The sequence below is a fragment of the Phyllobacterium sp. 22229 genome (assembly GCF_052056495.1).
Classification (GTDB): domain Bacteria; phylum Pseudomonadota; class Alphaproteobacteria; order Rhizobiales; family Rhizobiaceae; genus Phyllobacterium; species Phyllobacterium myrsinacearum.
In genome coordinates, this window is sequence record NZ_JBQEPA010000028.1 from 16,382 (window position 1) to 39,460 (window position 23,079).

General features: G+C 60.4%; 30 protein-coding genes and 1 pseudogene. 19 read left to right on the forward strand and 12 right to left on the reverse strand.

Translation table 11 applies throughout. The features are described from left to right. Nucleotides 1–19: 19 nt before the first annotated feature. Nucleotides 20–967 carry an ABC transporter substrate-binding protein gene (locus tag ACTJJ7_RS24970; protein WP_165401812.1) on the reverse strand — a complete coding sequence of 316 codons (948 nt, stop codon included), beginning with the start codon at nt 965–967 and terminating at the stop codon, nt 20–22. Between the two features lie 280 nt (nt 968–1,247). On the opposite strand from ACTJJ7_RS24970, the gene ACTJJ7_RS24975 reads away from it, so the two are divergent. Together ACTJJ7_RS24975 and ACTJJ7_RS24980 are read left to right on the forward strand one after the other, a co-directional pair. After that, complete coding sequence (locus ACTJJ7_RS24975; RefSeq protein WP_440969172.1) at nt 1,248–2,879, forward strand: acyl-CoA dehydrogenase family protein; 1,632 nt, start codon at nt 1,248–1,250, stop codon at nt 2,877–2,879. Nucleotides 2,880–3,170: 291 nt separating this feature from the next. Beyond that, on the forward strand, nt 3,171–3,518 hold the full coding sequence (locus tag ACTJJ7_RS24980) for a DUF6105 family protein (RefSeq protein WP_130269200.1): 348 nt from the start codon (nt 3,171–3,173) through the stop codon (nt 3,516–3,518). Here ACTJJ7_RS24980 and ruvX read toward each other — a convergent pair. Next, on the reverse strand, nt 3,488–3,982 hold the full coding sequence (gene ruvX, locus ACTJJ7_RS24985; RefSeq protein ID WP_440969173.1) for a Holliday junction resolvase RuvX: 495 nt from the start codon (nt 3,980–3,982) through the stop codon (nt 3,488–3,490). The genes ACTJJ7_RS24980 and ruvX overlap by 31 nt on opposite strands. Before the next feature lie 129 nt (nt 3,983–4,111). Between ruvX and ACTJJ7_RS24990 the strand changes: the two genes are divergently transcribed. The 10 genes from ACTJJ7_RS24990 to ACTJJ7_RS25035 all read left to right on the forward strand — a co-directional run bounded on the left by ACTJJ7_RS24990 (nt 4,112) and on the right by ACTJJ7_RS25035 (nt 12,363). Then, the gene (locus tag ACTJJ7_RS24990; RefSeq protein ID WP_105733016.1) at nt 4,112–4,816 is read left to right on the forward strand and encodes a metal-dependent hydrolase; all 705 of its coding nucleotides are present in this window, start codon (nt 4,112–4,114) and stop codon (nt 4,814–4,816) included. A gap of 69 nt (nt 4,817–4,885) precedes the next feature. Continuing rightward, nucleotides 4,886–6,493 (forward strand): hypothetical protein, encoded by a 1,608-nt coding sequence (locus ACTJJ7_RS24995; protein ID WP_440969174.1) that lies wholly within the window; start codon nt 4,886–4,888, stop codon nt 6,491–6,493. A gap of 89 nt (nt 6,494–6,582) precedes the next feature. Next, nucleotides 6,583–6,870 (forward strand): Asp-tRNA(Asn)/Glu-tRNA(Gln) amidotransferase subunit GatC, encoded by a 288-nt coding sequence (gene gatC / locus ACTJJ7_RS25000; RefSeq protein ID WP_105733014.1) that lies wholly within the window; start codon nt 6,583–6,585, stop codon nt 6,868–6,870. Between the two features lie 8 nt (nt 6,871–6,878). Further along, nucleotides 6,879–7,361, forward strand: a complete 483-nt coding sequence (locus ACTJJ7_RS25005) for a GNAT family N-acetyltransferase (protein ID WP_105733013.1) — start codon at nt 6,879–6,881, stop codon at nt 7,359–7,361. A gap of 12 nt (nt 7,362–7,373) precedes the next feature. Continuing rightward, entirely contained in the window at nt 7,374–8,855 is a 1,482-nt protein-coding gene (gatA, locus tag ACTJJ7_RS25010) for an Asp-tRNA(Asn)/Glu-tRNA(Gln) amidotransferase subunit GatA (RefSeq protein WP_440969175.1), read from the forward strand. Beyond that, nucleotides 8,846–9,325 carry a GNAT family N-acetyltransferase gene (locus ACTJJ7_RS25015; RefSeq protein ID WP_440969176.1) on the forward strand — a complete coding sequence of 160 codons (480 nt, stop codon included), beginning with the start codon at nt 8,846–8,848 and terminating at the stop codon, nt 9,323–9,325. Before gatA ends, ACTJJ7_RS25015 begins: the two co-directional genes overlap by 10 nt. 9 nt (nt 9,326–9,334) lie before the next feature. Continuing rightward, entirely contained in the window at nt 9,335–10,129 is a 795-nt protein-coding gene (locus tag ACTJJ7_RS25020; RefSeq protein ID WP_440969177.1) for a YdcF family protein, read from the forward strand. Then, on the forward strand, nt 10,129–11,307 hold the full coding sequence (locus ACTJJ7_RS25025; RefSeq protein WP_440969202.1) for an NAD(P)/FAD-dependent oxidoreductase: 1,179 nt from the start codon (nt 10,129–10,131) through the stop codon (nt 11,305–11,307). The genes ACTJJ7_RS25020 and ACTJJ7_RS25025 overlap by 1 nt, the downstream gene beginning before the upstream one ends. A gap of 9 nt (nt 11,308–11,316) precedes the next feature. After that, nucleotides 11,317–12,060: a GNAT family N-acetyltransferase gene (locus ACTJJ7_RS25030; protein ID WP_245420995.1), complete on the forward strand. Its 744-nt coding sequence runs from the start codon at nt 11,317–11,319 to the stop codon at nt 12,058–12,060. Between the two features lie 123 nt (nt 12,061–12,183). Further along, entirely contained in the window at nt 12,184–12,363 is a 180-nt protein-coding gene (locus ACTJJ7_RS25035; RefSeq protein WP_105733009.1) for a hypothetical protein, read from the forward strand. A 324-nt stretch (nt 12,364–12,687) separates the two neighbouring features. On the opposite strand, the gene ACTJJ7_RS25040 is transcribed toward ACTJJ7_RS25035, so the two are convergent. After that, on the reverse strand, nt 12,688–12,843 hold the full coding sequence (locus ACTJJ7_RS25040) for a hypothetical protein (RefSeq protein WP_440969178.1): 156 nt from the start codon (nt 12,841–12,843) through the stop codon (nt 12,688–12,690). Between the two features lie 101 nt (nt 12,844–12,944). After that, the gene (locus tag ACTJJ7_RS25045) at nt 12,945–14,477 is read right to left on the reverse strand and encodes an acyl-CoA carboxylase subunit beta (protein WP_105733008.1); all 1,533 of its coding nucleotides are present in this window, start codon (nt 14,475–14,477) and stop codon (nt 12,945–12,947) included. Between the two features lie 177 nt (nt 14,478–14,654). On the opposite strand from ACTJJ7_RS25045, the gene ACTJJ7_RS25050 reads away from it, so the two are divergent. Together ACTJJ7_RS25050 and ACTJJ7_RS25055 are read left to right on the forward strand one after the other, a co-directional pair. Beyond that, a complete protein-coding gene (locus ACTJJ7_RS25050) occupies nt 14,655–15,749 on the forward strand; it encodes a YjgN family protein (protein ID WP_440969179.1) in 1,095 nt (364 codons plus the stop codon). Nucleotide 15,750: 1 nt separating this feature from the next. Then, nucleotides 15,751–16,809 carry a M48 family metallopeptidase gene (locus ACTJJ7_RS25055; RefSeq protein ID WP_440969180.1) on the forward strand — a complete coding sequence of 353 codons (1,059 nt, stop codon included), beginning with the start codon at nt 15,751–15,753 and terminating at the stop codon, nt 16,807–16,809. A gap of 1 nt (nt 16,810) precedes the next feature. Here ACTJJ7_RS25055 and ACTJJ7_RS25060 read toward each other — a convergent pair whose 3' ends face one another. From ACTJJ7_RS25060 to ACTJJ7_RS25095, 8 genes and pseudogenes are all read right to left on the reverse strand, one after another. Continuing rightward, complete coding sequence (locus ACTJJ7_RS25060) at nt 16,811–17,281, reverse strand: SRPBCC family protein (RefSeq protein WP_440969181.1); 471 nt, start codon at nt 17,279–17,281, stop codon at nt 16,811–16,813. Further along, the gene (locus ACTJJ7_RS25065; RefSeq protein ID WP_105733004.1) at nt 17,271–17,621 is read right to left on the reverse strand and encodes an ArsR/SmtB family transcription factor; all 351 of its coding nucleotides are present in this window, start codon (nt 17,619–17,621) and stop codon (nt 17,271–17,273) included. Before ACTJJ7_RS25065 ends, ACTJJ7_RS25060 begins: the two co-directional genes overlap by 11 nt. Nucleotides 17,622–17,691: 70 nt before the next feature. Continuing rightward, nucleotides 17,692–17,925 (reverse strand): annotated as a pseudogene (locus tag ACTJJ7_RS25070) (helix-turn-helix domain-containing protein); the annotation flags it as partial. Nucleotide 17,926: 1 nt separating this feature from the next. Beyond that, nucleotides 17,927–18,169, reverse strand: coding sequence for a helix-turn-helix domain-containing protein (locus tag ACTJJ7_RS25075; RefSeq protein WP_440969182.1), 243 nt, complete (start codon nt 18,167–18,169; stop codon nt 17,927–17,929). A 13-nt stretch (nt 18,170–18,182) separates the two neighbouring features. Further along, the gene (locus ACTJJ7_RS25080; protein ID WP_440969183.1) at nt 18,183–18,371 is read right to left on the reverse strand and encodes a hypothetical protein; all 189 of its coding nucleotides are present in this window, start codon (nt 18,369–18,371) and stop codon (nt 18,183–18,185) included. Between the two features lie 128 nt (nt 18,372–18,499). Beyond that, nucleotides 18,500–18,739 (reverse strand): helix-turn-helix domain-containing protein, encoded by a 240-nt coding sequence (locus tag ACTJJ7_RS25085; RefSeq protein WP_440969184.1) that lies wholly within the window; start codon nt 18,737–18,739, stop codon nt 18,500–18,502. Beyond that, complete coding sequence (locus tag ACTJJ7_RS25090; RefSeq protein ID WP_440969185.1) at nt 18,736–18,942, reverse strand: hypothetical protein; 207 nt, start codon at nt 18,940–18,942, stop codon at nt 18,736–18,738. The genes ACTJJ7_RS25085 and ACTJJ7_RS25090 overlap by 4 nt, the downstream gene beginning before the upstream one ends. Before the next feature lie 239 nt (nt 18,943–19,181). Beyond that, a complete protein-coding gene (locus ACTJJ7_RS25095; RefSeq protein WP_105732999.1) occupies nt 19,182–19,622 on the reverse strand; it encodes a VOC family protein in 441 nt (146 codons plus the stop codon). 312 nt (nt 19,623–19,934) lie between these two features. On the opposite strand from ACTJJ7_RS25095, the gene ACTJJ7_RS25100 reads away from it, so the two are divergent. From ACTJJ7_RS25100 to ACTJJ7_RS25120, 5 genes are all read left to right on the forward strand, one after another. Then, nucleotides 19,935–20,516, forward strand: a complete 582-nt coding sequence (locus tag ACTJJ7_RS25100; RefSeq protein WP_105732998.1) for a cold-shock protein — start codon at nt 19,935–19,937, stop codon at nt 20,514–20,516. 8 nt (nt 20,517–20,524) lie between these two features. Then, the gene (locus ACTJJ7_RS25105) at nt 20,525–21,037 is read left to right on the forward strand and encodes a DUF192 domain-containing protein (RefSeq protein WP_440969186.1); all 513 of its coding nucleotides are present in this window, start codon (nt 20,525–20,527) and stop codon (nt 21,035–21,037) included. Between the two features lie 7 nt (nt 21,038–21,044). Further along, on the forward strand, nt 21,045–21,800 hold the full coding sequence (locus tag ACTJJ7_RS25110) for an alpha/beta fold hydrolase (RefSeq protein WP_105732996.1): 756 nt from the start codon (nt 21,045–21,047) through the stop codon (nt 21,798–21,800). Nucleotides 21,801–21,918: 118 nt separating this feature from the next. After that, entirely contained in the window at nt 21,919–22,743 is an 825-nt protein-coding gene (gene cysE, locus ACTJJ7_RS25115; protein ID WP_105732995.1) for a serine O-acetyltransferase, read from the forward strand. A 106-nt stretch (nt 22,744–22,849) separates the two neighbouring features. Beyond that, a complete protein-coding gene (locus ACTJJ7_RS25120; RefSeq protein ID WP_105733161.1) occupies nt 22,850–23,056 on the forward strand; it encodes a DUF3126 family protein in 207 nt (68 codons plus the stop codon). Nucleotides 23,057–23,079: the final 23 nt, after the last annotated feature.

Here is a 23,079-nt window from a genome sequence, read left to right on the forward strand (position 1 = left end):
TCCCCTGAATAAAGGCGGATTACTTGATGAAGCTGGTGTCGACGATGGTGCTGATATCCGGCTTCTTCTTGATGATGCCGATTTCAAGCAGGAGGTCGGCGGCTTCATCGGAGAATTTGGCAAAATCCTTCTCGAAGAAGGCCTGGTTGGCGGCCTTGTCCTGCCAGCGCAGATACTGGGCGGAATTGCCGAACACCTCCGCCGACTGCTTCACGTCTGCGCCCATGATGCCGTAGGCCTTGTCCTTGTCGGCGGCGATGAGTTCCAGCGCGTCGAAATAGCTCTTGGCGAAGGCTTTGGCCGCTTCCGGGTTCTTGTCGAGGAATGCATTGGTGCAGCCGAACGTGTCCATCACGACGGGATAATCCAGCGTGGTGGCGATGATCTTGCCCTTGTCCGGGGCGGCGCGCACGGTGGAGAGATAGGGCTCATAGGTCATCGCCGCATCGTTCTGCCCGGCAACGAAGGCCTGGGCCGCCGGTCCCGGCTCGAGATTGACGACCTTCACATCTTTCAGCGACAGGCCATTGTGCTTCAGCATCCATGCCAGGACGAAATAGGGCGATGTGCCGGGCGCAGAGGCGGCGATGGCCTTGCCTTTGAGGTCGGCAATCTTGGTGACGTCGCTGCGCACGACCATGCCGTCGGCGCCGAACGACTTGTCCATCTGGAAAATCTGCTTGGTGGCGACGCCATTGGCGTTCCAGGCGATCCAGGTTTCCACCGTGGTCGCGGCGCACTGCACGTCGCCCGATGCCAGCGCCAGATGGCGGCTTGCCTGCGGAATCTTGGTCAGCGTGACGTCGAGACCGTTCTTCTTGAAAATGCCGGCTTCCTTGGCCAGCGTCAGCGGGGCAAAGCCGGTCCAGCCGGAAATGCCGACGGAAACCGCCGTGTCCGCCTGTGACGGGGCGGCGGAGGCCAGAAGCGCTGCGCATGCGGCGCCGAGATACCATTTGATTTTCATGTGATGACCCCTTTGTTCATTTTTTTGGCACGATGAATATACAGGCATGATAGGCGGGCAGGATTTCTTTTGTCTAGACATAAGCTTGCGCCCGGATACAGAAAAAGCTGCCTGAGACATTTTGCATCGGCGCGGCCATTAAGCTAGAAGAAGGTGGATCGGTTAACCGCTTGTCAGAACCTTCATTCCATAAATGCGCGACTCATGATTGCGGCGCTGACGTGTTCGGATGAAACGGGCCATGCCGTAAAGACAGCTCATATTGGATCAGGACATTTTCTTGAAAACCCACGACGTTCTCAACCAGACACCCTCCATGATCGGCCTCAACGCCTATCTCGGCGATCCGTTGCTGATGCAGATCACCAAGCGGTTTCCGCAGGCGACCCGGACGGAACTGGAACAAAGCGGCCGGTTTGTCCTGTCCGGTGATGCACAGGATCTGGCGCGGCTCGCCAACACGGAAACGCCGAAGCTGCGCACCCATGACCGCCAGGGCTTTCGCGTCGATGTCGTGGATTACCATCCCGCCTATCATGCGCTGATGCGCCGTTCCGTGGCGCAGGGCCTGCATTCGTCCATCTGGGAAGACGGCCCGACGGAAAACGGCCTGCGCCATCAGGCACGCACGGCGCGCTTCTATACGGCAGCGCAGCTGGAATGCGGGCATCTCTGCCCGATCACCATGACCAGCGCGTCGCTGGCGGCTTTGATGTCGTCGCCAAGCCTGTACCGCGAATGGTCGCCGCTGGTCCTGCCGCGCAAATATGATTCCAGCAACAAATCCCCGGCCAAGAAGGCAAGCCTGACGCTCGGCATGGGCATGACGGAGAAGCAGGGCGGCACGGATGTGCGCACCAATACGACGCGCGCGGAACCCGCCGGCAGCGGCTTCTACCGGATTACCGGCCACAAATGGTTCATGTCGGCACCGATGTCCGATGCGTTTCTGGTGCTGGCGCAGGCGCGGGAAGGCTTGTCCTGCTTCCTCGTGCCGCGCATCCTGCCGGACGGATCATCCAACGGTTTCCGTTTCCAGCGGCTGAAGGACAAGCTCGGCAACCGCTCCAATGCCTCGTCCGAGGTCGAATTCGACAATGCGCTGGGCCAGATGGTCGGCGGTCCTGGCGACGGCGTCAAAACCATCATCGACATGGTGACGCTGACGCGGCTGGACTGCGCCATCGCCTCGGCCGGGATGATGCGCGCCGGTCTTGCCGAGGCGGTGCATCATGCGCGCCATCGCGTCGTGTTTGACGGGCCGCTGATCGACAAGCCGCTGATGCTGCGGGTCATGGCCGACATGGCGCTGGATGTGGCCGGCGCGACGGCGCTGACCTTCCGGCTGGCGCGTGCCTTCGACAATGCGGCGCAGAATCGCGGCGAGGCGGCCTTTGCCCGGGTGATGACCCCGGTGGTCAAATACTGGGTCGCCAAGATTGCTTCGGCCCTGCTGTATGAGGCGATGGAATGCCTTGGCGGCAATGGTTACATCGAGGAGGGCAATCTGGCCCGCCATTACCGCGAAGCCCCGGTCAATGCCATCTGGGAAGGTTCGGGCAATGTCATGGCGCTGGATGTGCTGCGCGTGCTCAAGCGCGGGCCGCAGCTGTTCGACGAGGTGCTGAACTGGATCGGCGCACAGCTCGGACGCGGCGGGCAGGGTACGGTCGAGGTGCTGCGCGCGGCCATGCGCGTGGCGGAAAACGACGAGGGCGCTGCGCGCATCCTGACCGAACAGCTGGCACTGGCCGCAGCGGGTGCGGAACTGCGGCACCTGCATTCGGAAGATATTGCCGATGCCTTCATTGAAACCCGCCTTGGCGGGCAGTGGCGCACGACCTACGGCATGCTCGATGCCCGTCACAATGCCAAGAGCATCGTCAACTCGCTCTATCCCCCGGCCAACTGAAGACCGTTTCCGCCGGCGTGGCGGTCGAACCACGCACAGTGCCCGCTGCGTTTCAGCAGCGCGCACACCACTTTTGTCAAATACGTGTATCGGCCGTTGATCGGTCCTCTCGCAGGGCCAAAAACCGCCCCGGCTAATACCTTCAATTTTAATAAAATTTTTTTAAATTAACCTTAACAAACGGTTTACGTTGCGCCTAAACTCTTAGCAGATATCAATGTGATTCGAAAATACCTCGTGATTTCACGGGGTTACACAACCCGCCACCGTCTTCCCCGCTAGGAGAAATGAATGCGCAGCTTCCTGATATTCTGGGCAGGCCCGTTAAGCTTTCTGTGGGGTTGGTATTTTCTGTCGTACTACGATCTGAGCATGGGGATGTACTTCTTCAGCCGTGAAATGCACGATCTGGTCTTCACCATTTACGGCAATATTCTGGGGATCGCGCCGGACAGCATTCCGCCGCTGGTCGCCCGTGCCTGCATCGTCGATACGGGGCTGGTTTTCTGCCTGATTGCCTTCCGCCGCCGCAAGCAGATCATCGCCTGGGTCAAGGTGTGGCGGGCAAACCGCGCCGCCGCCGCGGCATCGGCCAATACGGCGCTGGCCTATTCGAAGGAATTGCCGTCGGCGTTCTGACGCAGGCTCTGCAGGCGGTCCAATGCGCCTTGCAGGATGAATGCCGCCGCAGCGGAATCGATCCGCTCGGCGCGTTTTTGCCGTGATACATCCATGCCGATCAGCGCGCGCTCAGCCGCAACCGTCGATAGACGCTCGTCCCAGTAGACGAAGGGCAGGTCGGTCAGCTTTTCCATGTTGCGGACAAAGGCGCGGGTGGCCTGCACGCGCGGGCCTTCGCTGCCGTCCATATTGACCGGCAGGCCGATGACGATGGCGCCGACATTGTCGCTTTTCAGCGCCTTCAGCAGATCCTGCGCATCGTGGGTGAACTTGCTGCGCTTGAGCACCGGGCGCGGATTGGCAAAGGAAAAACCCCGGTCCGAAATGGCGATGCCGATGGTTTTCGTGCCGAGATCGAGCCCCGCGACGGTCTGGCCGCCGGCGACATGATCTTCGAGCTGTTCAATGGTCAGAACCGTCAAGGGTGTTTCCTGCACTTGAATTGGCCGGCGAAAGGCCGTTGTAATTCGCCGTTGTATTTCGAATGAATGTCACATAGCTGCAATAGACGGTTGTGGCGAGCAAAGACTGACAATGGAAGGGAAAACCCCATGAAGATTACCTGGCTTGGCCATTCGGCCTTTCGCATTGAAATCGCCCAGAGCACGATTCTGATTGATCCTTTCCTCAACGGCAATCCGGGCGCGCGCGGTGTCGATCCGAAGGAAGCGGCGCGCGGCGCCACCCACATCATCCTGACGCACGGTCATGGCGACCATGTCGGCGATACCGCCGCCATCGCCAAGGATACCGGCGCGGTGGTGATCGGCAACGCCGATCTGGTGACCTGGCTCAACAATCGCGGTGTCGCACGGGTCGATCCAACCAATACCGGCGGGACCGTGTCGCACAATGGCTTCACCGTGACCTATGTCAACGCACTGCATTCATCGGCACAGATCACCGAGGATGGCGTGTCGCATTCGCTGGGTTCGGCCAATGGCGTTGTCCTGCATTTCGACAATGAGCCGACGCTCTATCACATGGGCGATACGGACATCTTCTCCGACATGGCGCTGGTCAACGAACTGCACCAGCCGGAGATCGGCATCGTGCCGATCGGTGACCGCTTTACCATGGGCGGTGCCGTCGCCGCATTGGCAACACAGCGCTATTTCAAATTCGCCAGGGCAATTCCGTGCCATTACGGCTCGTTCCCGATCATCGACCAGACCGCCGACAAATTTGTCGCTGGCATGGAAGGCAGCAAGACGCAGGTCTTTGTCGCCGGGACAAATGATCAGTTTACGGTTTGAGTTTGGGTTGCTAAAGCCGTTGTGAATTTGGTCGTCACCACGACGATGGACTGAGCTATTGGAGGTATTGTGCGTAAACTATTCCTGATTTCCTGCGTCATGGCGCTGTCGACACCGGCTTTCGCCCAGACGATCGACGCCAAGGGCGCCGATGAACTTGCCAATACCCTGTCGAAATATGTCGGCAAGACCGCGCTCAAGAACGGCATTCTCAAGGTAGCGCCAGAGGCCGACGGCTACCGCATCACCTTCAGCACCGATGCTTTCCTCAAGGCCATGCCGAAGCAGGATCTGCTGAAGGGCAGCCTGGGTGAATACAGCATCCTGACCAAGCCGCTGGCCGACGGCACGTGGAACGTGACATCGGGCAACATGCCCTCGGCTGCGTTCGAAGTGAGCGGGCCGAAGGGGCCTGAGTCGTTCCAGTGGTCGGTCGATGGCGGCAGCTGGACCGGATTGTTCGACCCGAAGATCGGCACGTTCTCGACCTCGACCTTCGCCTATGATGCGTTCAAGCTGTCGCTGAAGTCGGCTGAACAGGATATCGATGCCAGTGCCAGCGCGGCAAAGGGGCAGATGCTTGCCGCAGCCGCCGCTTCGGGCGGTGTCGATCTCAACATGACGCAATCCTTTGCCAACTTCAACGAAACGATCGTCACCAAGCTCCCCAATCTCGACGCAGCCTCGGAAGAGGGCGAAGCGGCCAAGACCGAAACGCCCAAGACCGAAACGCCAGCCGCCGGTGAACCGGTAAAGGTGACACTGCGCAGCAGCGAACTCGGCAGCGTTGCCGAGGGCAAGGGCTTGCGCAACCGGGAGCTGATGGATTTGTGGGCGTTCGTCATCGCCCATATGGACGAGAAGAAGCTCAACAAGGCCGGACAGGACGAGCTCAAGCAGAAGCTGAAGGCCGCGCTGCCGCTTTGGGACAAGCTCAAGGGCGAGTATCATTTCAAGGACTTTGCCGTTGAAACGCCGCTGGGCAATTTCGCTGCCCAGAACATTTCGCAGGAAACCAACCTCGACGGCATCAGCAAGGATGGCGCCTATCACTACGCCATGCGCACCAACGGCCTGAAATATCCGGCCCTGCCGATCCCTGAATGGGGTGTACCCTTCCTTCCAACCGATGTGGAACTGGTGATCGGGACGGCCGGTGTCGATCTCGATACGGTCGTCAAGGGCGCCATCGACGATATGGACCTGAACCGCGAAAAGGTTCTCTCCGAGGAGTTTGAAGCTGCAACCGCAGCGCAATTCCTGGTTGCGCCGCCCAAGCTCGTGATTTCGAAGAGCCTGGTGCGCACCGCCGATGCGGAGCTGACGGTCGAAGGCGAGATGACCTTTACCGGGTTGAAGCCCGCCAGCCACACCACGTGGGAGATGGCCGGTTTCGACAAGGTGGTTGAACGCCTGAACAAGGCGGCGGAAACCGATGCCGAGATCAAGAACTACATCACCTTCGTCAAGCTGGCGAAGGATTTCGGCACGGAAGTGGACGGCGGACGGGTCCGGTGGGTCGTTGACCAGAAGGCCGACGGTTCCGTTGCCATCAACGGCAATCCTGTGAAGGGCCCGGACCCGGTTGTCGAGCCGGGCAGCGACGACACCATGGATGTACCTGCGCCCGAGGATGAAGAAGACAATCCGGATGCGCAGACGGACAAGGCGCAGTAATCGGCGCCTGCCGCGCCGACTTGTCCGTTGCGCTTGCCCGCAACGGACACTATAGCTGCTTGATCAAGATTTGAATTTCGGGAATCCCAATGTCTGTCGATATTTCCACCGTCAAACGCGTCGCGCGTCTTGCCCGTATTGCCGTGAGTGAGGACGATGCGACCCGCATGACCGGCGAGCTGAATGCCATCCTCGGTTTCGTCGAACAATTGAACGAAGTGAATGTGGATGGCGTGGAGCCCATGACGTCGGTCACGCCCATGGCGATGAAGAAGCGCCGGGATGTCGTCAATGACGGCGGCAAGGCGGCCGATATCGTTGCCAATGCGCCGGTCACCGAGGAGAATTTCTTCGTCGTTCCGAAAGTGGTGGAGTAGGCGCAGCCATGCCGGTCACGGTCGCCATCGAAACGCCCCTGCAGGATGATGTCCGCGCTCTGGTCGATGCGCTGAATGCGCATCTTCTGCCGCTGTCGCCGGTCGAATTCCAGTTCAAGATGACGGTGGAGGAGATGGCGGGTGACGACACCACGGTTTTCATCGCCCGCGACGAAACCGGACAGGCGGTCGGCTGCGGCGCGCTGAAGCGGCATGATGCTGAAACCGGCGAGATCAAGCGCATGTTCACCCTGCCGTCCGTGCGCGGCAAACGTGTCGGTTCGATCCTGCTTGCGGCCATAACCGGGCTCGCCCGCGACAAGGGCATATCCCGGCTTGTGCTGGAGACGGGCGTCGGTCCCGGATTTGATGCGGCATGGCGGCTGTATGAGCGTTCCGGCTTCACCCGCTGCGGCGTACTCCTCGATTATCCGGATTCGGAACACAGTGCATTTTACGAAAAGCGGCTCGCCCTCGCGCCAGCCCAATAAACAGGACTTGATATGACCGATCTGACCGCTCTCACCATTGCCGAGGCGCGCGACCAGCTGAAAGCCGGGGCGATCACCGCCACCGAGCTGACCAGTGCCTATCTCAAGGCAATCGAGACTGCGAACGGGGCCCTCAACGCCTACATCGCCGTCACGCCTGACAAGGCGCTTGACATGGCCAAGGCATCCGATGCCCGTCTGGCTGCAGGCAAGGCCGGTGCGCTGGAAGGCATTCCGCTTGGGATCAAGGACCTGTTCGGTACCGAAGGCATTCACACCCAGGCCTGCTCGCATATTCTCGACGGCTTCAAGCCGCATTATGAATCCACCGTCACATCCAACCTGTGGGCCGATGGCGCCGTCATGCTCGGCAAGCTCAACATGGATGAGTTCGCCATGGGCTCCTCCAACGAAAGCTCCTATTACGGTCCGGTGAAAAACCCGTGGCGCGCCAACGGCTCCAATGCCGATCTGGTGCCCGGCGGTTCGTCCGGCGGTTCGGCCGCCGCGGTTGCCGCCCGCCTGTGCGCCGGTGCGACAGCCACCGATACCGGCGGCTCCATCCGCCAGCCCGCCGCCTTCACCGGTACTGTCGGCATCAAGCCGACCTATGGCCGCTGCTCGCGCTGGGGCATTGTTGCCTTTGCCTCGTCGCTGGATCAGGCGGGGCCGATCGCCCGCGACGTGCGCGATGCGGCGATCCTGCTCAAATCCATGGCCTCGGTCGATACCAAGGACACGACATCGGTCGATATCGCCATTCCCGACTACGAATCCATCATCGGCAAGCCGCTGACCGGCCTCAAGATCGGCATTCCCAAGGAATACCGTGTCGAAGGCATGCCGGAAGAGATCGAAAAGCTGTGGCAGCAGGGCATTGCCTGGCTGAAAGATGCCGGTGCATCCATCGTCGATATCTCGCTGCCGCACACGAAATACGCGCTTCCAGCCTATTACATCGTGGCCCCGGCGGAAGCCTCGTCGAACCTTGCCCGCTATGACGGCGTGCGTTTTGGCCTGCGCGTGCCGGGCAAGGACATTGTCGACATGTATGAAAAGACCCGCGCCAGCGGTTTTGGCGACGAGGTCAAGCGCCGCATCATGATCGGCACCTATGTGCTGTCAGCCGGCTACTACGACGCCTATTACCTGCAGGCGCAAAAGGTCCGCACCCTGATCAAGAAGGATTTCGAGGATGTCTTCCATGCGGGCGTCGATGCGATCCTGACACCGGCGACGCCTTCGGCTGCCTTCGGCATCGCCGATCAGGAGCTCGCCTCCGATCCGGTGAAAATGTACCTGAACGATATTTTCACGGTCACGGTCAACATGGCGGGGCTTCCCGGCATCGCCGTGCCTGCCGGACTGGACAGCCGGGGCCTGCCGCTTGGCCTGCAGCTGATCGGACGCCCGTTTGACGAGGAAACCCTGTTCCAGACCGCCTATGTCATCGAACAGGCCGCGGGCCGGTTCAACGCGCCGAAATGGTGGTAATCAGGCCTGCCGCGCAAGCCGACATCGCGGCCCTGGCCGCGGTCGGCTCACGGGCCTGGGCTTCGAATATCTTTTCCTTTGAGCCGGAGCTGCCCGGCATGCGTGCGCATGTCGAGCGTGCCTACCGGGTCTTTGCCGAGGAACACTTTGCCCGCGTGCTCGTGGCCGAGGCGGATGGCGTCATTCTCGGCTGGGGTGCGCGCGAAAAGAACGATGATTACATCTCGGATATGTGGGTCGATCCCGCGTATCAGGGGCGGGGCATCGGTTCGCTCCTGCTCAAGGCGCTGAAAGCCGACATTGCCGCTGCGGGATATGCAACCGCGCGGCTTGAATCCCATGCGCGCAATGCCGGTGCCATACGCCTGTACCAGCGCGAAGGCTTTGCAATCGTGCACCGGAGCCTCGAATGGTCCGAGAGCCTCGAGCGCAAGATCGAGAAGGTCAAAATGCTGGCGAAGCTGACGTAGGAATTTTCAATGTTTTTCTTTGTTTCCAAGCTGTTCTGGTTCGTTGCTCAACCTTTGAATTTTTCCATTCTGCTGATGGGCCTCGCATTTTTTGCCGTGTGGTTCTCCTGGCGGCGCATTGCGATGACCGCATCTGCCAGCGCATTTCTGATCCTGGGCCTCGCCGTCTGGAGTTCGCTGGGTGCGCTTCTCCTGCATCCGCTGGAAGACCGGTTCCAGCGCCCGTCGCCCGCACCCTCGCATGTCGATGGCATCATCGTCCTTGGCGGCGGTTTTGAAGGCGGGGTCAACCTCGTGCGCGGCGGCTATGAGCTGAACGCCAGCGGCGACCGTTTTGTCGAAACGGCGGTGCTGGCGCGGCGTTACCCCGAGGCAAGGGTCGTGGTGACAGGCGGTGGCGGTACGCTGGTGCTGGAGGGCGAGGGCGATGCCGCCACGGCGCCGCGCCTGCTGACGGCCCTCGGCGTGTCCGCCGACCGGCTGGTTCTCGAGAATGAATCGCGCAATACCTACGAGAATGCCCAGTTCACCAAAAAACTGCTTGATATCAAACCCGGCGAGACATGGCTGCTCGTCACGTCAGCCTTCCACATGCCCCGTTCGGTCGGGCTGTTCCGCAAGGCGGGCTTCGACGTGGTGCCGTGGCCTGCCGATTACCGTACCTCCGGCATCGAATATCCTGGATTTGCCCAGGACAACCCGATTGACTCCCTGCAGAACCTGACGATCGTCCTGAAGGAATGGGTCGGGCTTTTCGCCTATTGGGCGACCGGCCGCACCGATGAACTGCTGCCGTCGCCATGATGAAGCAGGTGGACGTTCTCATCATCGGCGCGGGCGCTGCGGGCATGATGTGCGCTGTCGAGGCGGGCAAGCGCGGCCGCTCGGTGCTCATTGTCGATCACGCCAGGGCGCCGGGCGACAAGATCCGCATTTCCGGCGGCGGGCGCTGCAATTTCACCAATCTCAACGCCGCCCCGCAGAACTACATCAGCAAAAACCCGCATTTCTGCATTTCCGCACTGCGCCGCTACACCCAGCGCCATTTCATCGCGCTGGTCGACCGCTATGGCATCGCCTGGCACGAGAAGACGCTGGGCCAGCTGTTCTGCGACGGTTCGGCCAAGCAGATCATCGATCTCTTGGTGACGGAGATGAAGCAGGCCAATGTCGATCTGCAGTTGCAGACGGTGGTGGAGTCCATTGAAGCAACGGCGGACGGCTATACCGTCGTGCTGTCCGGCGAGCGCGTGCGCTGTACCTCGCTGGTGGTGGCCTGCGGCGGCAAGTCCATCCCCAAAATGGGCGCAACCGGCTTTGGCTATGATGTTGCCAAGCAGTTCGGCCTGGCGCTGACCGACATCCGCCCGGCGCTGGTGCCGCTGACCTTCGACGACAACACGCTGGCGCCGCTGAAACCTCTGTCCGGTATTTCGGTCGACGCCGTCGTCAGCCACGGCAAGACAAAATTTGCCGAAGCCATGCTCTTCACCCATCGCGGCCTCAGCGGCCCGTCGATCCTGCAGATTTCGTCCTACTGGCGCGAGGGCGACACGATCAGCGTCGCCATGCTGCCGGGCGTCAACATTCTTGATGCGCTGCGTGCCGCCCGCGCGCGCAATGGGCGGCAGGCGCTGCAGACAGCCCTGTCAGAGCTTTTGCCGAAGCGGCTGGCGCAGCTGATCGCCGAAAACAGCGGCATCCACAGCCATCTCGCCGATGTCTCCGACAAGCAGTTGCTCGGCGTCGAAAAGGCCATCAATGAATGGCAGGTCAAACCGGCGGGGTCCGAGGGCTACCGCACGGCGGAAGTCACGCTGGGCGGTGTCGATACGGACGGGCTCGACCAGAAGACGATGGAAGCCAAATCCGTCAAAGGCCTCTACTTCATCGGTGAAGTGGTCGACGTGACGGGCTGGCTCGGCGGCTACAATTTTCAGTGGGCCTGGTCATCCGGCTGGGTGGCGGGACAGGCGGTCTAGGAGAGAAACGTGAGTGATGATCTGAACTGGCGTGCCGAGGAAGCCTGTTTCAATGCGTGGCCATCGCCGCGGCAGATTCTGCATGGCGGCTGGCTGATGCGGTTTGCTGGCGGCGGTGTTCGCCGCACCAACTCGGTCAACCCCTTGCGCGGACCGCGTGCCGCGCCTGCCGGCGTGATCGATGCGGCGGAAAAACTCTATGGCGCGCTTGGCCGCGACTATATTTTCCGGGTGCCGACCATCGCCGATGACATGGAAGCCATGCTGGTCGAGCGCGGCTACCGCTTCGAGGGCGGCAGCACGGTTCTGCACTGCGACCTCAGCCGCCATCGTATGGGCAGTGCAGCCGCTGCCGACCTGTCGCGCGAGATGACGCCGGGCTGGGCGCGTGACGGCAAGCGCATCTCCGGCTGGCCGGATGATGAGCAGGCGGTTTTTACCGATATGATCGCCTCCATCGTCGTGCCAAAGGCTTTTGCCTCCGTCACCATGGATGGCCGGATCGTCGCCAAGGCCTACGGCGCCATCAGCAACGGCCTGCTCGTGCTGGAATCCGTTGCCACCGATGCGGATTACCGCAAGCGCGGCTATGGCCAGCGGGCGGTCGGAACCTTGCTTGACTGGGCGCGGGACGAGGGGGCCGAGGGTGCCTGCCTGCAGGTTCTCACCGACAATCAGCCGGCACGGGCGCTCTATGCCTCGCTGGGTTTTGAGCGCGAACTCCACAGTTATCACTATCGCCGGAAACCATAGGCGGCAAGAATCTCCGCCAATGCCGTTAATCGAATTGCCTGATTGCGGGAATCCTGCTTCCTTGACGGCAGCAGCGTGTCTGTTCAAGCCGCTGCTGCAGTCAAACTGGGAGGTAAGACAGCCATGTGGATCAAACTGACCGACGTTAACGGCGATCTCATCACACTCAATTTCGCCCATGTCGTTTCGTTCAACCCTTACGGGACAGGAACACACATTGTTACGACAACCGCTGGTTTGACCTTCTTCGTCAAGGAAACCATTGACCAGATCCAGAGCAAGGTCGGCATCGAGTCCATTTAAGCCGCCACGCGCTCACCCCTGTTGCAATGCCTTGGTGCGTGGTTCCCTGAACCACGCGCTCGCCCCCGGCCACACCTCTTGCATTAACCATAAGGGTAGAGGAATCCCGCCCCAAAACGGTGTTTTACTGTTGTTTCATAATGTAATATTTGCGTGATATTTACGGACGGGGAACCTTTTTACGATTTATTGGTTTTATTCAAACGAGAGTCAAAATCGGATACAAATAGTGATTTGTTAAATCGTTTGAATTTTCTTAATGTCACAATGCATCCGAAATACAGACGCATGCTGAAACAGGATTATTCTCTTGGCGAGAATAGTTTAACTAGAGGTGTGAACAATGCTAACAATAAATAAAGAAACGTCGTCGCCGTCTGAAGCACGTGTCATCAAATTGCCGAAGGTCGGCGTGAAGTCGAGCGCAACAATGGTCAAGGCCGCCGCCAAAATGGCAGAGCCATGCGACAAGCGCACCATCTCGCAGATCCTTCGCGAATCCAGCGGCGGCTTCAGCTTCCGCCGTTAATTTCCAGGTTTCCAATTCCCGGCATTACTGTCTTGAATACCAATATCCCGCCTTAAAGCGGGATATTGTCATGTTTCTTCCAGGGATTTTCGAGATCCTTGTTGCGCAGCATGCGCAGTGCCCGTGAAACCCGCTTGCGCGTGGAATGGGGCATGATCACCTCATCGATATAGCCGCGCTCGGCCGCCACGAATGGCGACAGGAACCGGTCCTCGTAGCGTTTCGTGTGCGCCGCGATTTTCTCCGCATCGCCAATATCCTTGCGGTAGATGATTTCCACCGCGCCCTTGGCACCCATCACCGCGATCTGCGCCGACGGCCAGGCATAATTGATATCGCCGCGCAGATGCTTGGACGCCATCACGTCATAGGCGCCGCCATAGGCCTTGCGCGTGATGATGGTGATTTTTGGCACCGTGGCCTCCGCATAGGCGAACAGAAGCTTGGCGCCGTGCTTGATCAGGCCGCCATATTCCTGCGCCGTACCGGGGAGGAAGCCCGGCACATCGACGAAGGTGACGATGGGAATGTTGAAACAGTCGCAGAAGCGGACGAAGCGCGCCGCCTTGCGCGAGGCATCGCTGTCGAGCACCCCGGCAAGAACCATCGGCTGGTTGCCGACGATCCCGACGGTGCGGCCCTCGACGCGGCCGAAGCCGACGACGATGTTTTTGGCAAAGCTTTCCTGAATCTCGAAAAAATCCGCCTCATCCACGGTTTTGCGGATCAGTTCCTTGATGTCATAGGGCTTGTTGGCATTGTCCGGCACCAGCCGGTCGAGCGAATAGTCCGGTTCATCCGTATCCTGGAAACATTCGATCTCGGGAATATCGGCGGTGTTGGATGCCGGGAGAAAATCAATGAGGCGGCGCATCTGCAGGAGGGCTGCCACGTCATTATCATAGGCGCCGTCGGCAATCGACGATTTGGTGGTGTGGATCGACGCGCCGCCCAGCTGTTCGGCCGTCACCGTTTCATTGGTCACGGTCTTCACCACATCAGGCCCGGTGACGAACATGTAGGAGGTGTCGCGCACCATGAAGATGAAATCGGTCATGGCGGGGGAATAGACATCGCCGCCCGCACAGGGGCCCATGATGACGGAGATCTGCGGGATAACGCCTGATGCAAGCACATTGCGCTGAAAGATTTCCGCATAGCCGCCGAGCGCCGCCACGCCCTCCTGGATGCGCGCGCCGCCCGCATCGTAAAGCCCGATCACCGGCGCGCGGTTGCGCAGGGCCATGTCCTGGATTTTCTGCACCTTTTCCGCATGCGCTTCGGACAGCGAGCCGCCGAACACGGTAAAATCCTTGGCGAAGACGAACACCGTGCGCCCGTTGATGGTGCCCCAGCCGGTCACGACGCCATCGCCGGCAAATTTTGTCTCTTCCATGCCGAAATCGGTCGAACGGTGTTCGACGAACATGTCGAACTCCTCAAAGGAGCCTTCATCGAGAAAAATGTCGATGCGCTCGCGCGCCGTCAGCTTGCCGCGCTTGTGCTGGGCCTCGATCCGCGCCTTGCCGCCGCCCTCCCGCGCAATGGTCCTGCGGCGCTCCAGCTCGATCAGCACATCCTTCATGGCATCCTCCTCATTGTGACATTTCTGATATCAGGACAAACCGGCCTGTGAAAGCGGTTTGTCGGCGATATCAAACGGCTGTTGAAGCGAAATTCCGGCCGCGCGATTGCTATCCCGCCCCAAGTCGGGCTAAGCAAGTCGCAGTGTCCAGTTCGACAATTCTGTTTCGGGGGAAACATGGAAGGCTCGCCACACGTACAGTTCGGCCGTCCGGCTGAATATACCGGTCACCGGTTTGCCTTTTCCGGCACCGGCAAAGAATATTTCGGCATCTGGATCGTCAATATATTGCTGACGATTGTGACGCTCGGCATCTATTCCGCCTGGGCAAAGGTGCGGCGCAATCGCTATTTCTATGGTAATACCAAGCTGGCCGATGGCTGGTTCGATTATCACGCCCGGCCGAAACAGATTCTGATCGGACGCATCCTCGTCGTCGGCTATCTCATCCTCTACAATCTGCTCCTGCGGTTTTCGCCGCTCCTTGGCGGGCTGCTCGGCCTGGTGTTCATCGTCGCGATCCCCTGGCTGATCGCGCGCGGTTTGCGTTTCAGCGCGCGCGTCACCAGCTACCGCAATGTGCGCTTCGATTTCACCGGCGGTTACTGGGGTGCTGTCCGGGCCTTTTTCCTCAGCAGCCTGGTGGCTGGGCTCAGCTTCGGCCTGCTTGCGCCCATCGCCAGCCGGTGGACGCTGCGCTACACCCTCGGCAACCTGCGCTATGGCGGAAAGGTGTTTTCACCCGATCCGACCCTCGGTGCGCTCTACCGCGCCTGGGTGCTGCCCGCAGTGCTGACGGTCGGCGGCCTTATCCTGCTCGTCATCATCATCGGCGGTTCGGCCGCCGGCCTGCAGGCGCTGAAGGCCAATGACTTTGCCAATGATCCCGCCCGCGGCGTCGCCTTCATCGTCACGCTCTATCTCATGCTCCTGCCGGTCCTGCTGCTCTACGCGGTTGTCGGGCTGCTGTATTCGGCGGGTGTGCGCAATGCCGGTTTTAGCGCCACCACATTCGACGGGCGCCATTACCTCTTCTCCGACATGCCGCGCTGGACCTATGCCTGGGTGATGGTCTCCAATCTGGTTGTCACCATCCTCACGCTCGGCCTGATGCGGCCCTGGGCCGCCGTCCGGCTGGCGCGCTTTCACGCGGACTATACGGCTATTGTCTTTGACGGCGATGTCGGCGAGATTTTCTCGGATATCAAGGACAGCGGTTCGGCTGTCGGTTCGGAATTCATGGATATCGAAGGTATCGATTTTGGTTTCTGACATGGGGAAACTGACGACAGGCCTCTGGTACCGCGAAGGATCGAGCGCGGGACGGGGAGCCAGTCTGGTTTTCGCCGACGATGCCGTATCCGTCGTTGCCGTGGACGGAACCGTCCTGTCCGCCGCCGCCTTCGGCCAGATCGGCATCAGCGACCGCGTCGGATCGATACCGCGGCGCCTGACCTATCCGGACAGGACCAGTTTCGAGACGATGGACAATGACGCCATCGATGCGCTGGTGGCGGCGCAAAAGGGGCGCAGCGCCGGGTGGATACACCGGCTGGAGCGGTTCCACCCCCGGCTGCTGGTGCTTGTCCTCCTGACCTTCGCCTTTGCCTTCTCGATCTACCGCTTTGCCGTGCCCGCTCTGGTCGAAGTTGCCGTTCTGGTCACGCCGCCGGTTGTCCCTGCACTCATGTCGAAGGGAACGCTGCAAACGCTCGACACCACGGTTTTCTCGCAAAGCACCCTGACAGATGCCGACAAGGCCGCGCTGAAGGACGGTTTTAAGAAACTCGCGGCCAAATCCGGCCTCGGCGCTGGCGGCTTCAACCTGAATTTTCGCGATGGCGGCATCATCGGCCCCAATGCCTTTGCCTTGCCGGATGGCACGGTTGTCATCACCGACCAGCTGGTCAAGCTGGCGGATGGCGACACGGAAATGCTGCTCGGCGTGCTTGCCCATGAAATCGGCCATGTGGAGCTGAAACACAGCCTGCGCCAGCTCTACCGTGCCGCCGGGGTTGCCGGGCTGATCATGCTGATCGGCGGCGATATCGGCGGCAGCACCCATGATGTGCTGGTGCAGGGCGGCGGTTTACTGGCCTTGTCCTATTCACGCGCCGATGAAAGCGCCGCCGACCGGCACAGCGTCGAATTGATGCAGAAGGCCGGGTTTGATCCCGCCGCCATTGCCCGCTTCTTCGCGCTGGTGGAGGACAAGCTCAACGACCACAGTCCCACCAGCATGCTGGAAACCCATCCCGGCACGCCCGAGCGGCGCAAAATGGTGCTCGATTATGCCGGGGAGCTGAAGGCGAGGGCCGGGACGGGCAACTAGCTCAGGCCAGTTGCTGGACGAAGGCTGCCAGCTGGCCCATGGCGGTGCCCCAGCCCTCCTCAAATCCCATCTCTTCATGCTTGCGGGCGTCGGCGGCGTCCTTGTGCAGAACGCGCGAGGCGTAGCGGGTGCCGCTGCCCTCCGCCTCGAAGGTGATGATCGCGGTCAGGGCCAGCCAGGGTTCGGCCGGTTTCCAGCCGCCGGTCATGACGGTGGTGAAGACGAGTTTTGCTTCCGGCACGATCTCCAGGAAACAGCCATCGACATGCGGTTGGAAATCGCCGCCGTCCTCGCGCATGCGCGTCTCGAACGCGCCGCCGGGGTGAAGATCGAGCTTGACCACCTTGCATTCGATGGGGGCGGGGATCCACCATTTCGCCAGATGTTCCGGCGTGCTCCAGGCTTTCCACACGAGGGCGGGCGGCGCCTTGATGAAACGCGCAATGGTCAGTTCGGATGGGTCAGCCGGCATCGTCAACACTCCCGTTCATCTGGGTTTCCACATAATCGGCCAGCCGGTCCGCCCGGCCCTGCCACAGGGCCCGCTGCTCGGCGAGCCAGGTTTCAGCGGCCGCGAGCCTTTCGGTATCCACCCAGCAGGTGCGCACGCGGCCGGTCTTTCTGGAATGGATCAGCCCGTCGGCCTCAAGCACCCGCAGGTGCTTCATGAAGGACGGCAATCCCATGGCAAAGGGTTCCGCCAGTTCCTTGACCGGGGCGGGGCCGCGGGTCAGGCGGCTGACCACCGCCCGGCGGGTGGGGTCGGCGAGGGCGTGAAAGGCGGCATCCAGCGAAGTCTGATAGTTTTCCATATGGAGAACTGTAGACAAAAGTTTTCCATTTGGCAAACTGTTTTTAGTGCAGACGTGAAATGTGCTAATCCGCCAGCCGCACCCCTGCGCCGCCAGCGCGCTCAGCGCCCTTGTCGAGAAAGACCACACCGGCCGCCGTCAAAGCGTCCTTGAGATCGTCAAGCGTCCGGTCGTAGGGGATGCGTTTGCCGGTTTCGAAGGTTGCAATGGTCGCCGGTGCAACCTTTGCAACCTCCGCAAGCCTGGATTGCGACCAGCCAATCAGGGCGCGTGCAGCGCGGCACTGCGCGGGGGAGAGCGTCATGCTATTTCAGCCTGACGCCCGGCCCGCCATCGACGGTCTGGCCATCGGCGAGGAAGGAAACCTTTGCCTCCAGCACCCGCATGATCGCTTGCAGATTGTTGGTCACAGGCGTGGATCTGCCGGTTTCGAAATTGCGGACGGTGGACAGGCCCACCCGCGCAGCCTTGGCCAGATCCTCTTGAGACATGTTGGCAAATGCGCGAGCCGCTCTGCATTGATCGGCGGTTATGGGTTTTTTCTCCACGCGCTGTTGACCCTCAGTCCTTCCGGAGCCGCACGCCCGGCTGGCCATGATTGAGAAATTCGACGCCCGCTTCCTCAAGCACGCGCATGACAGTCCGTATCTTGTCGAGGCCGCTCGTCAGCACGGCAGGCCCCCGCTTCTCCATGGCGCTTATCGTATTGATGTTGAGGCCCGCGCGCATTGCGAGGGTAGTTTGATCCATATCCACAAGCGCTCGTGCCGCGCGAAGCTGGTTTCCCGTTGTCAGCAACGCGCGCTCCCGATCCGGTCCGCTTGCGATTGTTTCATAGCTGCGGACTGGCAGCAATATAGACGATGGTATGAGAAACCTTACTCTCGCCGCAGCCGGATACCCGGGCCGCCATCGGCACTTTGCCCATCACCCAGAAAAATCACGGACTTGGCTTCGAGCGCCGTTTGAATAGCCCGCAAAGTGGACGCCTTGGGGTCGGCCAGACCGCGCTCGATATTGTTGAGGCCGGTTGTCGACAGACCAGCCAGGGCAGCCAGTTCCGCCTGGGTCAGACCCAGCATCGCCCGTGCACCGCGTATTTGCTCAGGAGTAATCACGTTCTTCGTGTCGGGCGGCCACGCGCGGCGATTTCCTTGTCGATTTCACGCGCAAGTTCGGGAAACACCTCCCTGAACGGCCGCATCTGCCGCATTTCCTCATCGGTCAGTTCGGGGTTGTCCGCATCTTCGGCAATGCCCCGCTGTATACGGAGTTCCTCCTCATCGCTTAAAGGGAGCAGGTTTTTGAGTTTGCCGTTCATCACAGGCTCCCTTTCCTTCCAGTCGCCATTTGCAAGGCGTGCGGTGCGTGGTTCGCGCTTCGGCACGCTCAGGAAGCTCACCATGAGGGACGACGAGGGTTGCAAGAAACTCTATTCTGCAACATTTCCGATCAGCTTGGCAGCTATCATTTTGGCTAACTTTGCAGCCCGCGACCTTGCATCAAACAATCATCCGTCACCGCCGCCCCGTTGAGGACGGCGGTGGCGTCGGCATAAAATTACCAGCTGCCGGTGTTCGGCATTGACAGCCAGGGTTCCTGCGGCGGCAGCGGTGCGCCCTTCTGCAGGATTTCGATGGAAATGCCGTCGGGCGAGCGGACGAAGGCCATGTTGCCGTCGCGGGGCGGGCGGTTGATGATGACGCCGCTGTCCTGCAACTTCTGGCAGGTGGCGTAGATATTCTCGACGACATAGGCGAGGTGGCCGAAATTGCGCCCGCCCGTATAGGTTTCCGGGTCCCAGTTATAGGTCAGTTCCAGTTCCGGCGCCCGTTCGGCCACGGCGCGGCCCTTATCGTCGGGAGCAGCCAGGAAAATCAGCGTGAAACGGCCTTTTTCGTTTTCCGTACGCCGAATTTCCTCAAGGCCGAATTTGTTGCAGTAGAAATCCAGCGATTCATCGATATCGCGGACGCGGACCATTGTGTGAAGATAGCGCATCGTTTTCCCTTGATGTGTGCGTCAGTGTATGAAAGGCGGCAGCAACCGTCCAATTGCCGGGTTCATCGTGCAATTGCCACCGGGTCCATCATGCGATCGCCCAGGCTGCGCACCTACATCTTTTTGGTAACATTATTTTCATGACGTCACAAATTGACAGGCATGCAACGGGTGGTTGAACCGGTGATCACAAGATTTGCACCTGTTTTTCAACAAAAACAGCCAGATGATACTTGCCCTCATCCATCGGACAGGTGTTATTCTGAATGAAGAGAATCAGTGGTTGCTTTCAGGAGAGGAGGGGCTCGCTTCATGTCAGACAGACCAGTATCAGCCCGGCATTCCCCCGATGATGAACAATTAGCCGATGGCCTCGACCTCATCGAGGTTGCGGGCGCTATCAAATGGTTCGACGTCGCCAAGGGATATGGCTTTGTAATCCCAGACAATGCTGATCTGCCTGATATTCTGCTGCATGTGACCTGCCTGCGCCGCGACGGTTTCCAGACCGCGCTCGAAGGCGCGCGCGTCGTCTGCGAAGTCAAGCAGGGCGAGCGCGGCATGCAGTGCTTCCGCGTGCTGTCCATGGACAGTTCCACCGCCGTTCACCCGACCGAACTGCCGCCGGTGCGCACCCATGTCTCCGTCACGCCGTCGAGCGGACTGGAGCGGGTTCTGGTCAAGTGGTTCAACCGCACCAAGGGCTTTGGGTTCCTTACCCGCGGCGAAGGCACCGAGGATATTTTCATCCATATGGAAACCCTGCGTCGCTTCGGCCTGACCGAACTGCGCCCGGGACAGGTGGTGCTGATCCGCTTCGGCAATGGCGACAAGGGCCTGATGGCTTCGGAAATTCACCCGGATATCGGCACGCAGCTGCCGGCATCCCACTAAGACATCCCATGAACAGGCTCTTGCGCGTGTGCCGGTCTTTGCTGATCGGCCTCCTTGCGCTGGTCTTTGCCGCAACGGCCGCGCCCGCCGCCGACCAGCAGCCGATGCATCTGCCCATCGATGCGGCACCGCTGGTGATCAACACCGCCAAAGGCGATGTTCCCTTCCAGGTCGAGGTGGCCGATACCGACGAGGCGCGCGAGCGCGGACTGATGTTCCGAACCGACCTCAAGGACAACAGCGCCATGCTGTTCGTGTTCGAGGACAGCCGTCTCGTCACCATGTGGATGGAGAATACCCCTTCGGCGCTCGACATGATTTTCCTTGATGAAAACGGCCGTGTGTCGGCGATTCGCGCCAATGCGATGCCGTTTTCCCGCACGACGATTTCCTCCGGCGGTCCAGCGCGGTTCGTCATCGAAGTCAAGGCGGGCACGGCCCGGCGGCTCGGTGTTGCGGTCGGCGACAAGGTCCGCCACCCCGCGATTGCGGCGGTCTGCGGTACCTGCAGCAAGAAATAGGTTTGATATGCAGTTTTTTGAAAATGACGGACTGAAGCTCGCCTATCTCGATGAGGGCGCGGGCGAACCGGTCCTGCTGATCCATGGCTTTGCCTCGTCGCACTTCTACAATTGGGTGCAGCCCGGCTGGGTGCCGGCCCTGACTGCTGCGGGCTACCGGACCATCGCCATCGACAATCGCGGCCATGGCCAGTCGGACAAGCCGCACGAAAAATCGCTGTATACGCCGACCCTGATGGCCGGGGATGCCGCGGCCCTGCTCAGGCATCTCGGCATCGCCAAAGCCCATGTGATGGGCTATTCCATGGGCGCGCGCATCACCGCTTTCCTGGCGCTGGAACATCCCGAACTGGTGCATGACGTGATTTTCGGCGGGCTTGGCATCGGCATGGTGGAAGGCGCGGGCGACTGGACCCCTATCGCCGAGGCGCTGCTGGCGCAAGACGCCGAAACCGTGACGCATCCGCGCGGAAAAATGTTCCGCATGTTCGCCGACAAGACCAGAAGCGACAAGATCGCCCTGGCTGCCTGCGTCATCACCTCCAAGGAGGAAATCAGCGAAGCCAATATGGCGCGCATCACCCAGCCCGCGCTGGTGGCGGTGGGAACCAGGGACGACATCGGCGGCAGCCCGCAGCGGCTGGCGGCGCTGATGCCGCAGGGCGAAGCCATCGATATCCCCAACCGCGATCACATGCTTGCCGTCGGCGACAAAGTGTTCAAGGAAGCCGTGCTCAGGTTTTTGAAAGCCCATCCGCTCTGAGGGCGGCGGTGTAAACCGCGACACTGTTTCAGTCCGCTGAATTTGAGGTGTCAACACATCGCTTTTGCCGTATGCTGGTGGCAACGCAAGACGATTGGCTGATTGCCTGGAGTAGGACATGTCCGCAAGCAACCCTATGAAAATGACCGGATCGGTCAAGCAGATGGATCCGATCTGGCTGTCCATCCGTGCCGAAGCCGAGGAAACCATCCGTCAGGAGCCGCTGCTGGCGACGTTCCTGTACACCACGATTCTCAACCACCAGTCGCTGGAGCAGGCGGTCATTCACCGCATTTCGCAGCGGCTCGATCATCCCGATGTGGAATCGGAGCTGCTGCGCCAGACCTTTACCGCGATGATGGACGCCACGCCGTCCTGGTCGCAGATCCTGCGCGTCGACATCCAGGCCGTCTATGACCGTGATCCCGCCTGCACCCGCTTCATCGAGCCGATCCTCTATTTCAAGGGGTTCCAGGCGATCCAGACGCACCGGCTGGCCAACTGGCTGTGGAATGAGGGCCGCAAGGACTTTGCCCTCTATCTGCAGAGCCGCTCATCCTCGGTGTTTCAGACCGATATCCATCCCGCCGTGCCGATGGGGCAGGGCGTGTTCTTCGACCATGCCACCGGCATCGTCGTCGGCATGACCGCCGTCATCGAGGACAATGTGTCGATCCTGCAGGGCGTCACCCTCGGCGGCACCGGCAAGGAAACCGGCGACCGTCATCCCAAAATTCGCCACGGCGTGCTGATCGGCGCCGGAGCCAACATTCTTGGCAACATCGAAATCGGCCATTGCTCGAAAGTTGCCTCCGGATCCGTGGTGCTCAAGCCCGTGCCGCACAATGTCACCGTCGCCGGGGTTCCCGCCCGCGTCGTTGGCGAAACCGGCTGCGCCGAACCGTCGCGCGCCATGGACCAGCTCATCACCAATTTCGACTGAAACCGGGCGCTTCAGCGATTGAAACGACTGCACCGGCCCTTTACAGGGCCGGTTGCTGCATGCCACAAGCCCGCTTCACTATTTTGCATTCGACAGGAGAAACCGCGTGAAACCCGAAGAACTGAAAAAACTCGACAGCTATTTCAAGCGTACATTCAGAAACACGGAACTCACGGTAAAGGCCCGTCCCCGCAAGGACGATTCGGCTGAACTCTATCTTGGCGATGAATTTCTCGGCCTGATCTACAAGGACGAAGATGAGGGCGAACTGTCCTACAACTTCTCCATGGCCATTCTCGACATGGATCTCTGACGGTAAACGCCGTTTGAAAATGG

Excerpts from the sequence above, each read along its gene's own strand:
- ACTJJ7_RS24970 (WP_165401812.1), bottom strand. The coding sequence starts at position 967 with ATGAAAATCAAATGGTATCTCGGCGCCGCATGCGCAGCGCTTCTGGCC.
- ACTJJ7_RS24980 (WP_130269200.1), top strand. The coding sequence starts at position 3,171 with ATGCGCAGCTTCCTGATATTCTGGGCAGGCCCGTTAAGCTTTCTGTGG.
- ACTJJ7_RS24990 (WP_105733016.1), top strand. The coding sequence starts at position 4,112 with ATGAAGATTACCTGGCTTGGCCATTCGGCCTTTCGCATTGAAATCGCC.
- gatC (WP_105733014.1), top strand. The coding sequence starts at position 6,583 with ATGTCTGTCGATATTTCCACCGTCAAACGCGTCGCGCGTCTTGCCCGT.
- ACTJJ7_RS25005 (WP_105733013.1), top strand. The coding sequence starts at position 6,879 with ATGCCGGTCACGGTCGCCATCGAAACGCCCCTGCAGGATGATGTCCGC.
- gatA (WP_440969175.1), top strand. The coding sequence starts at position 7,374 with ATGACCGATCTGACCGCTCTCACCATTGCCGAGGCGCGCGACCAGCTG.
- ACTJJ7_RS25015 (WP_440969176.1), top strand. The coding sequence starts at position 8,846 with ATGGTGGTAATCAGGCCTGCCGCGCAAGCCGACATCGCGGCCCTGGCC.
- ACTJJ7_RS25020 (WP_440969177.1), top strand. The coding sequence starts at position 9,335 with ATGTTTTTCTTTGTTTCCAAGCTGTTCTGGTTCGTTGCTCAACCTTTG.
- ACTJJ7_RS25025 (WP_440969202.1), top strand. The coding sequence starts at position 10,129 with ATGAAGCAGGTGGACGTTCTCATCATCGGCGCGGGCGCTGCGGGCATG.
- ACTJJ7_RS25035 (WP_105733009.1), top strand. The coding sequence starts at position 12,184 with ATGTGGATCAAACTGACCGACGTTAACGGCGATCTCATCACACTCAAT.
- ACTJJ7_RS25040 (WP_440969178.1), bottom strand. The coding sequence starts at position 12,843 with ATGGTGCGCTTGTCGCATGGCTCTGCCATTTTGGCGGCGGCCTTGACC.
- ACTJJ7_RS25045 (WP_105733008.1), bottom strand. The coding sequence starts at position 14,477 with ATGAAGGATGTGCTGATCGAGCTGGAGCGCCGCAGGACCATTGCGCGG.
- ACTJJ7_RS25050 (WP_440969179.1), top strand. The coding sequence starts at position 14,655 with ATGGAAGGCTCGCCACACGTACAGTTCGGCCGTCCGGCTGAATATACC.
- ACTJJ7_RS25055 (WP_440969180.1), top strand. The coding sequence starts at position 15,751 with ATGGGGAAACTGACGACAGGCCTCTGGTACCGCGAAGGATCGAGCGCG.
- ACTJJ7_RS25060 (WP_440969181.1), bottom strand. The coding sequence starts at position 17,281 with ATGCCGGCTGACCCATCCGAACTGACCATTGCGCGTTTCATCAAGGCG.
- ACTJJ7_RS25065 (WP_105733004.1), bottom strand. The coding sequence starts at position 17,621 with ATGGAAAACTATCAGACTTCGCTGGATGCCGCCTTTCACGCCCTCGCC.
- ACTJJ7_RS25080 (WP_440969183.1), bottom strand. The coding sequence starts at position 18,371 with ATGGATCAAACTACCCTCGCAATGCGCGCGGGCCTCAACATCAATACG.
- ACTJJ7_RS25090 (WP_440969185.1), bottom strand. The coding sequence starts at position 18,942 with ATGAACGGCAAACTCAAAAACCTGCTCCCTTTAAGCGATGAGGAGGAA.
- ACTJJ7_RS25095 (WP_105732999.1), bottom strand. The coding sequence starts at position 19,622 with ATGCGCTATCTTCACACAATGGTCCGCGTCCGCGATATCGATGAATCG.
- ACTJJ7_RS25100 (WP_105732998.1), top strand. The coding sequence starts at position 19,935 with ATGTCAGACAGACCAGTATCAGCCCGGCATTCCCCCGATGATGAACAA.
- ACTJJ7_RS25105 (WP_440969186.1), top strand. The coding sequence starts at position 20,525 with ATGAACAGGCTCTTGCGCGTGTGCCGGTCTTTGCTGATCGGCCTCCTT.
- ACTJJ7_RS25110 (WP_105732996.1), top strand. The coding sequence starts at position 21,045 with ATGCAGTTTTTTGAAAATGACGGACTGAAGCTCGCCTATCTCGATGAG.
- cysE (WP_105732995.1), top strand. The coding sequence starts at position 21,919 with ATGTCCGCAAGCAACCCTATGAAAATGACCGGATCGGTCAAGCAGATG.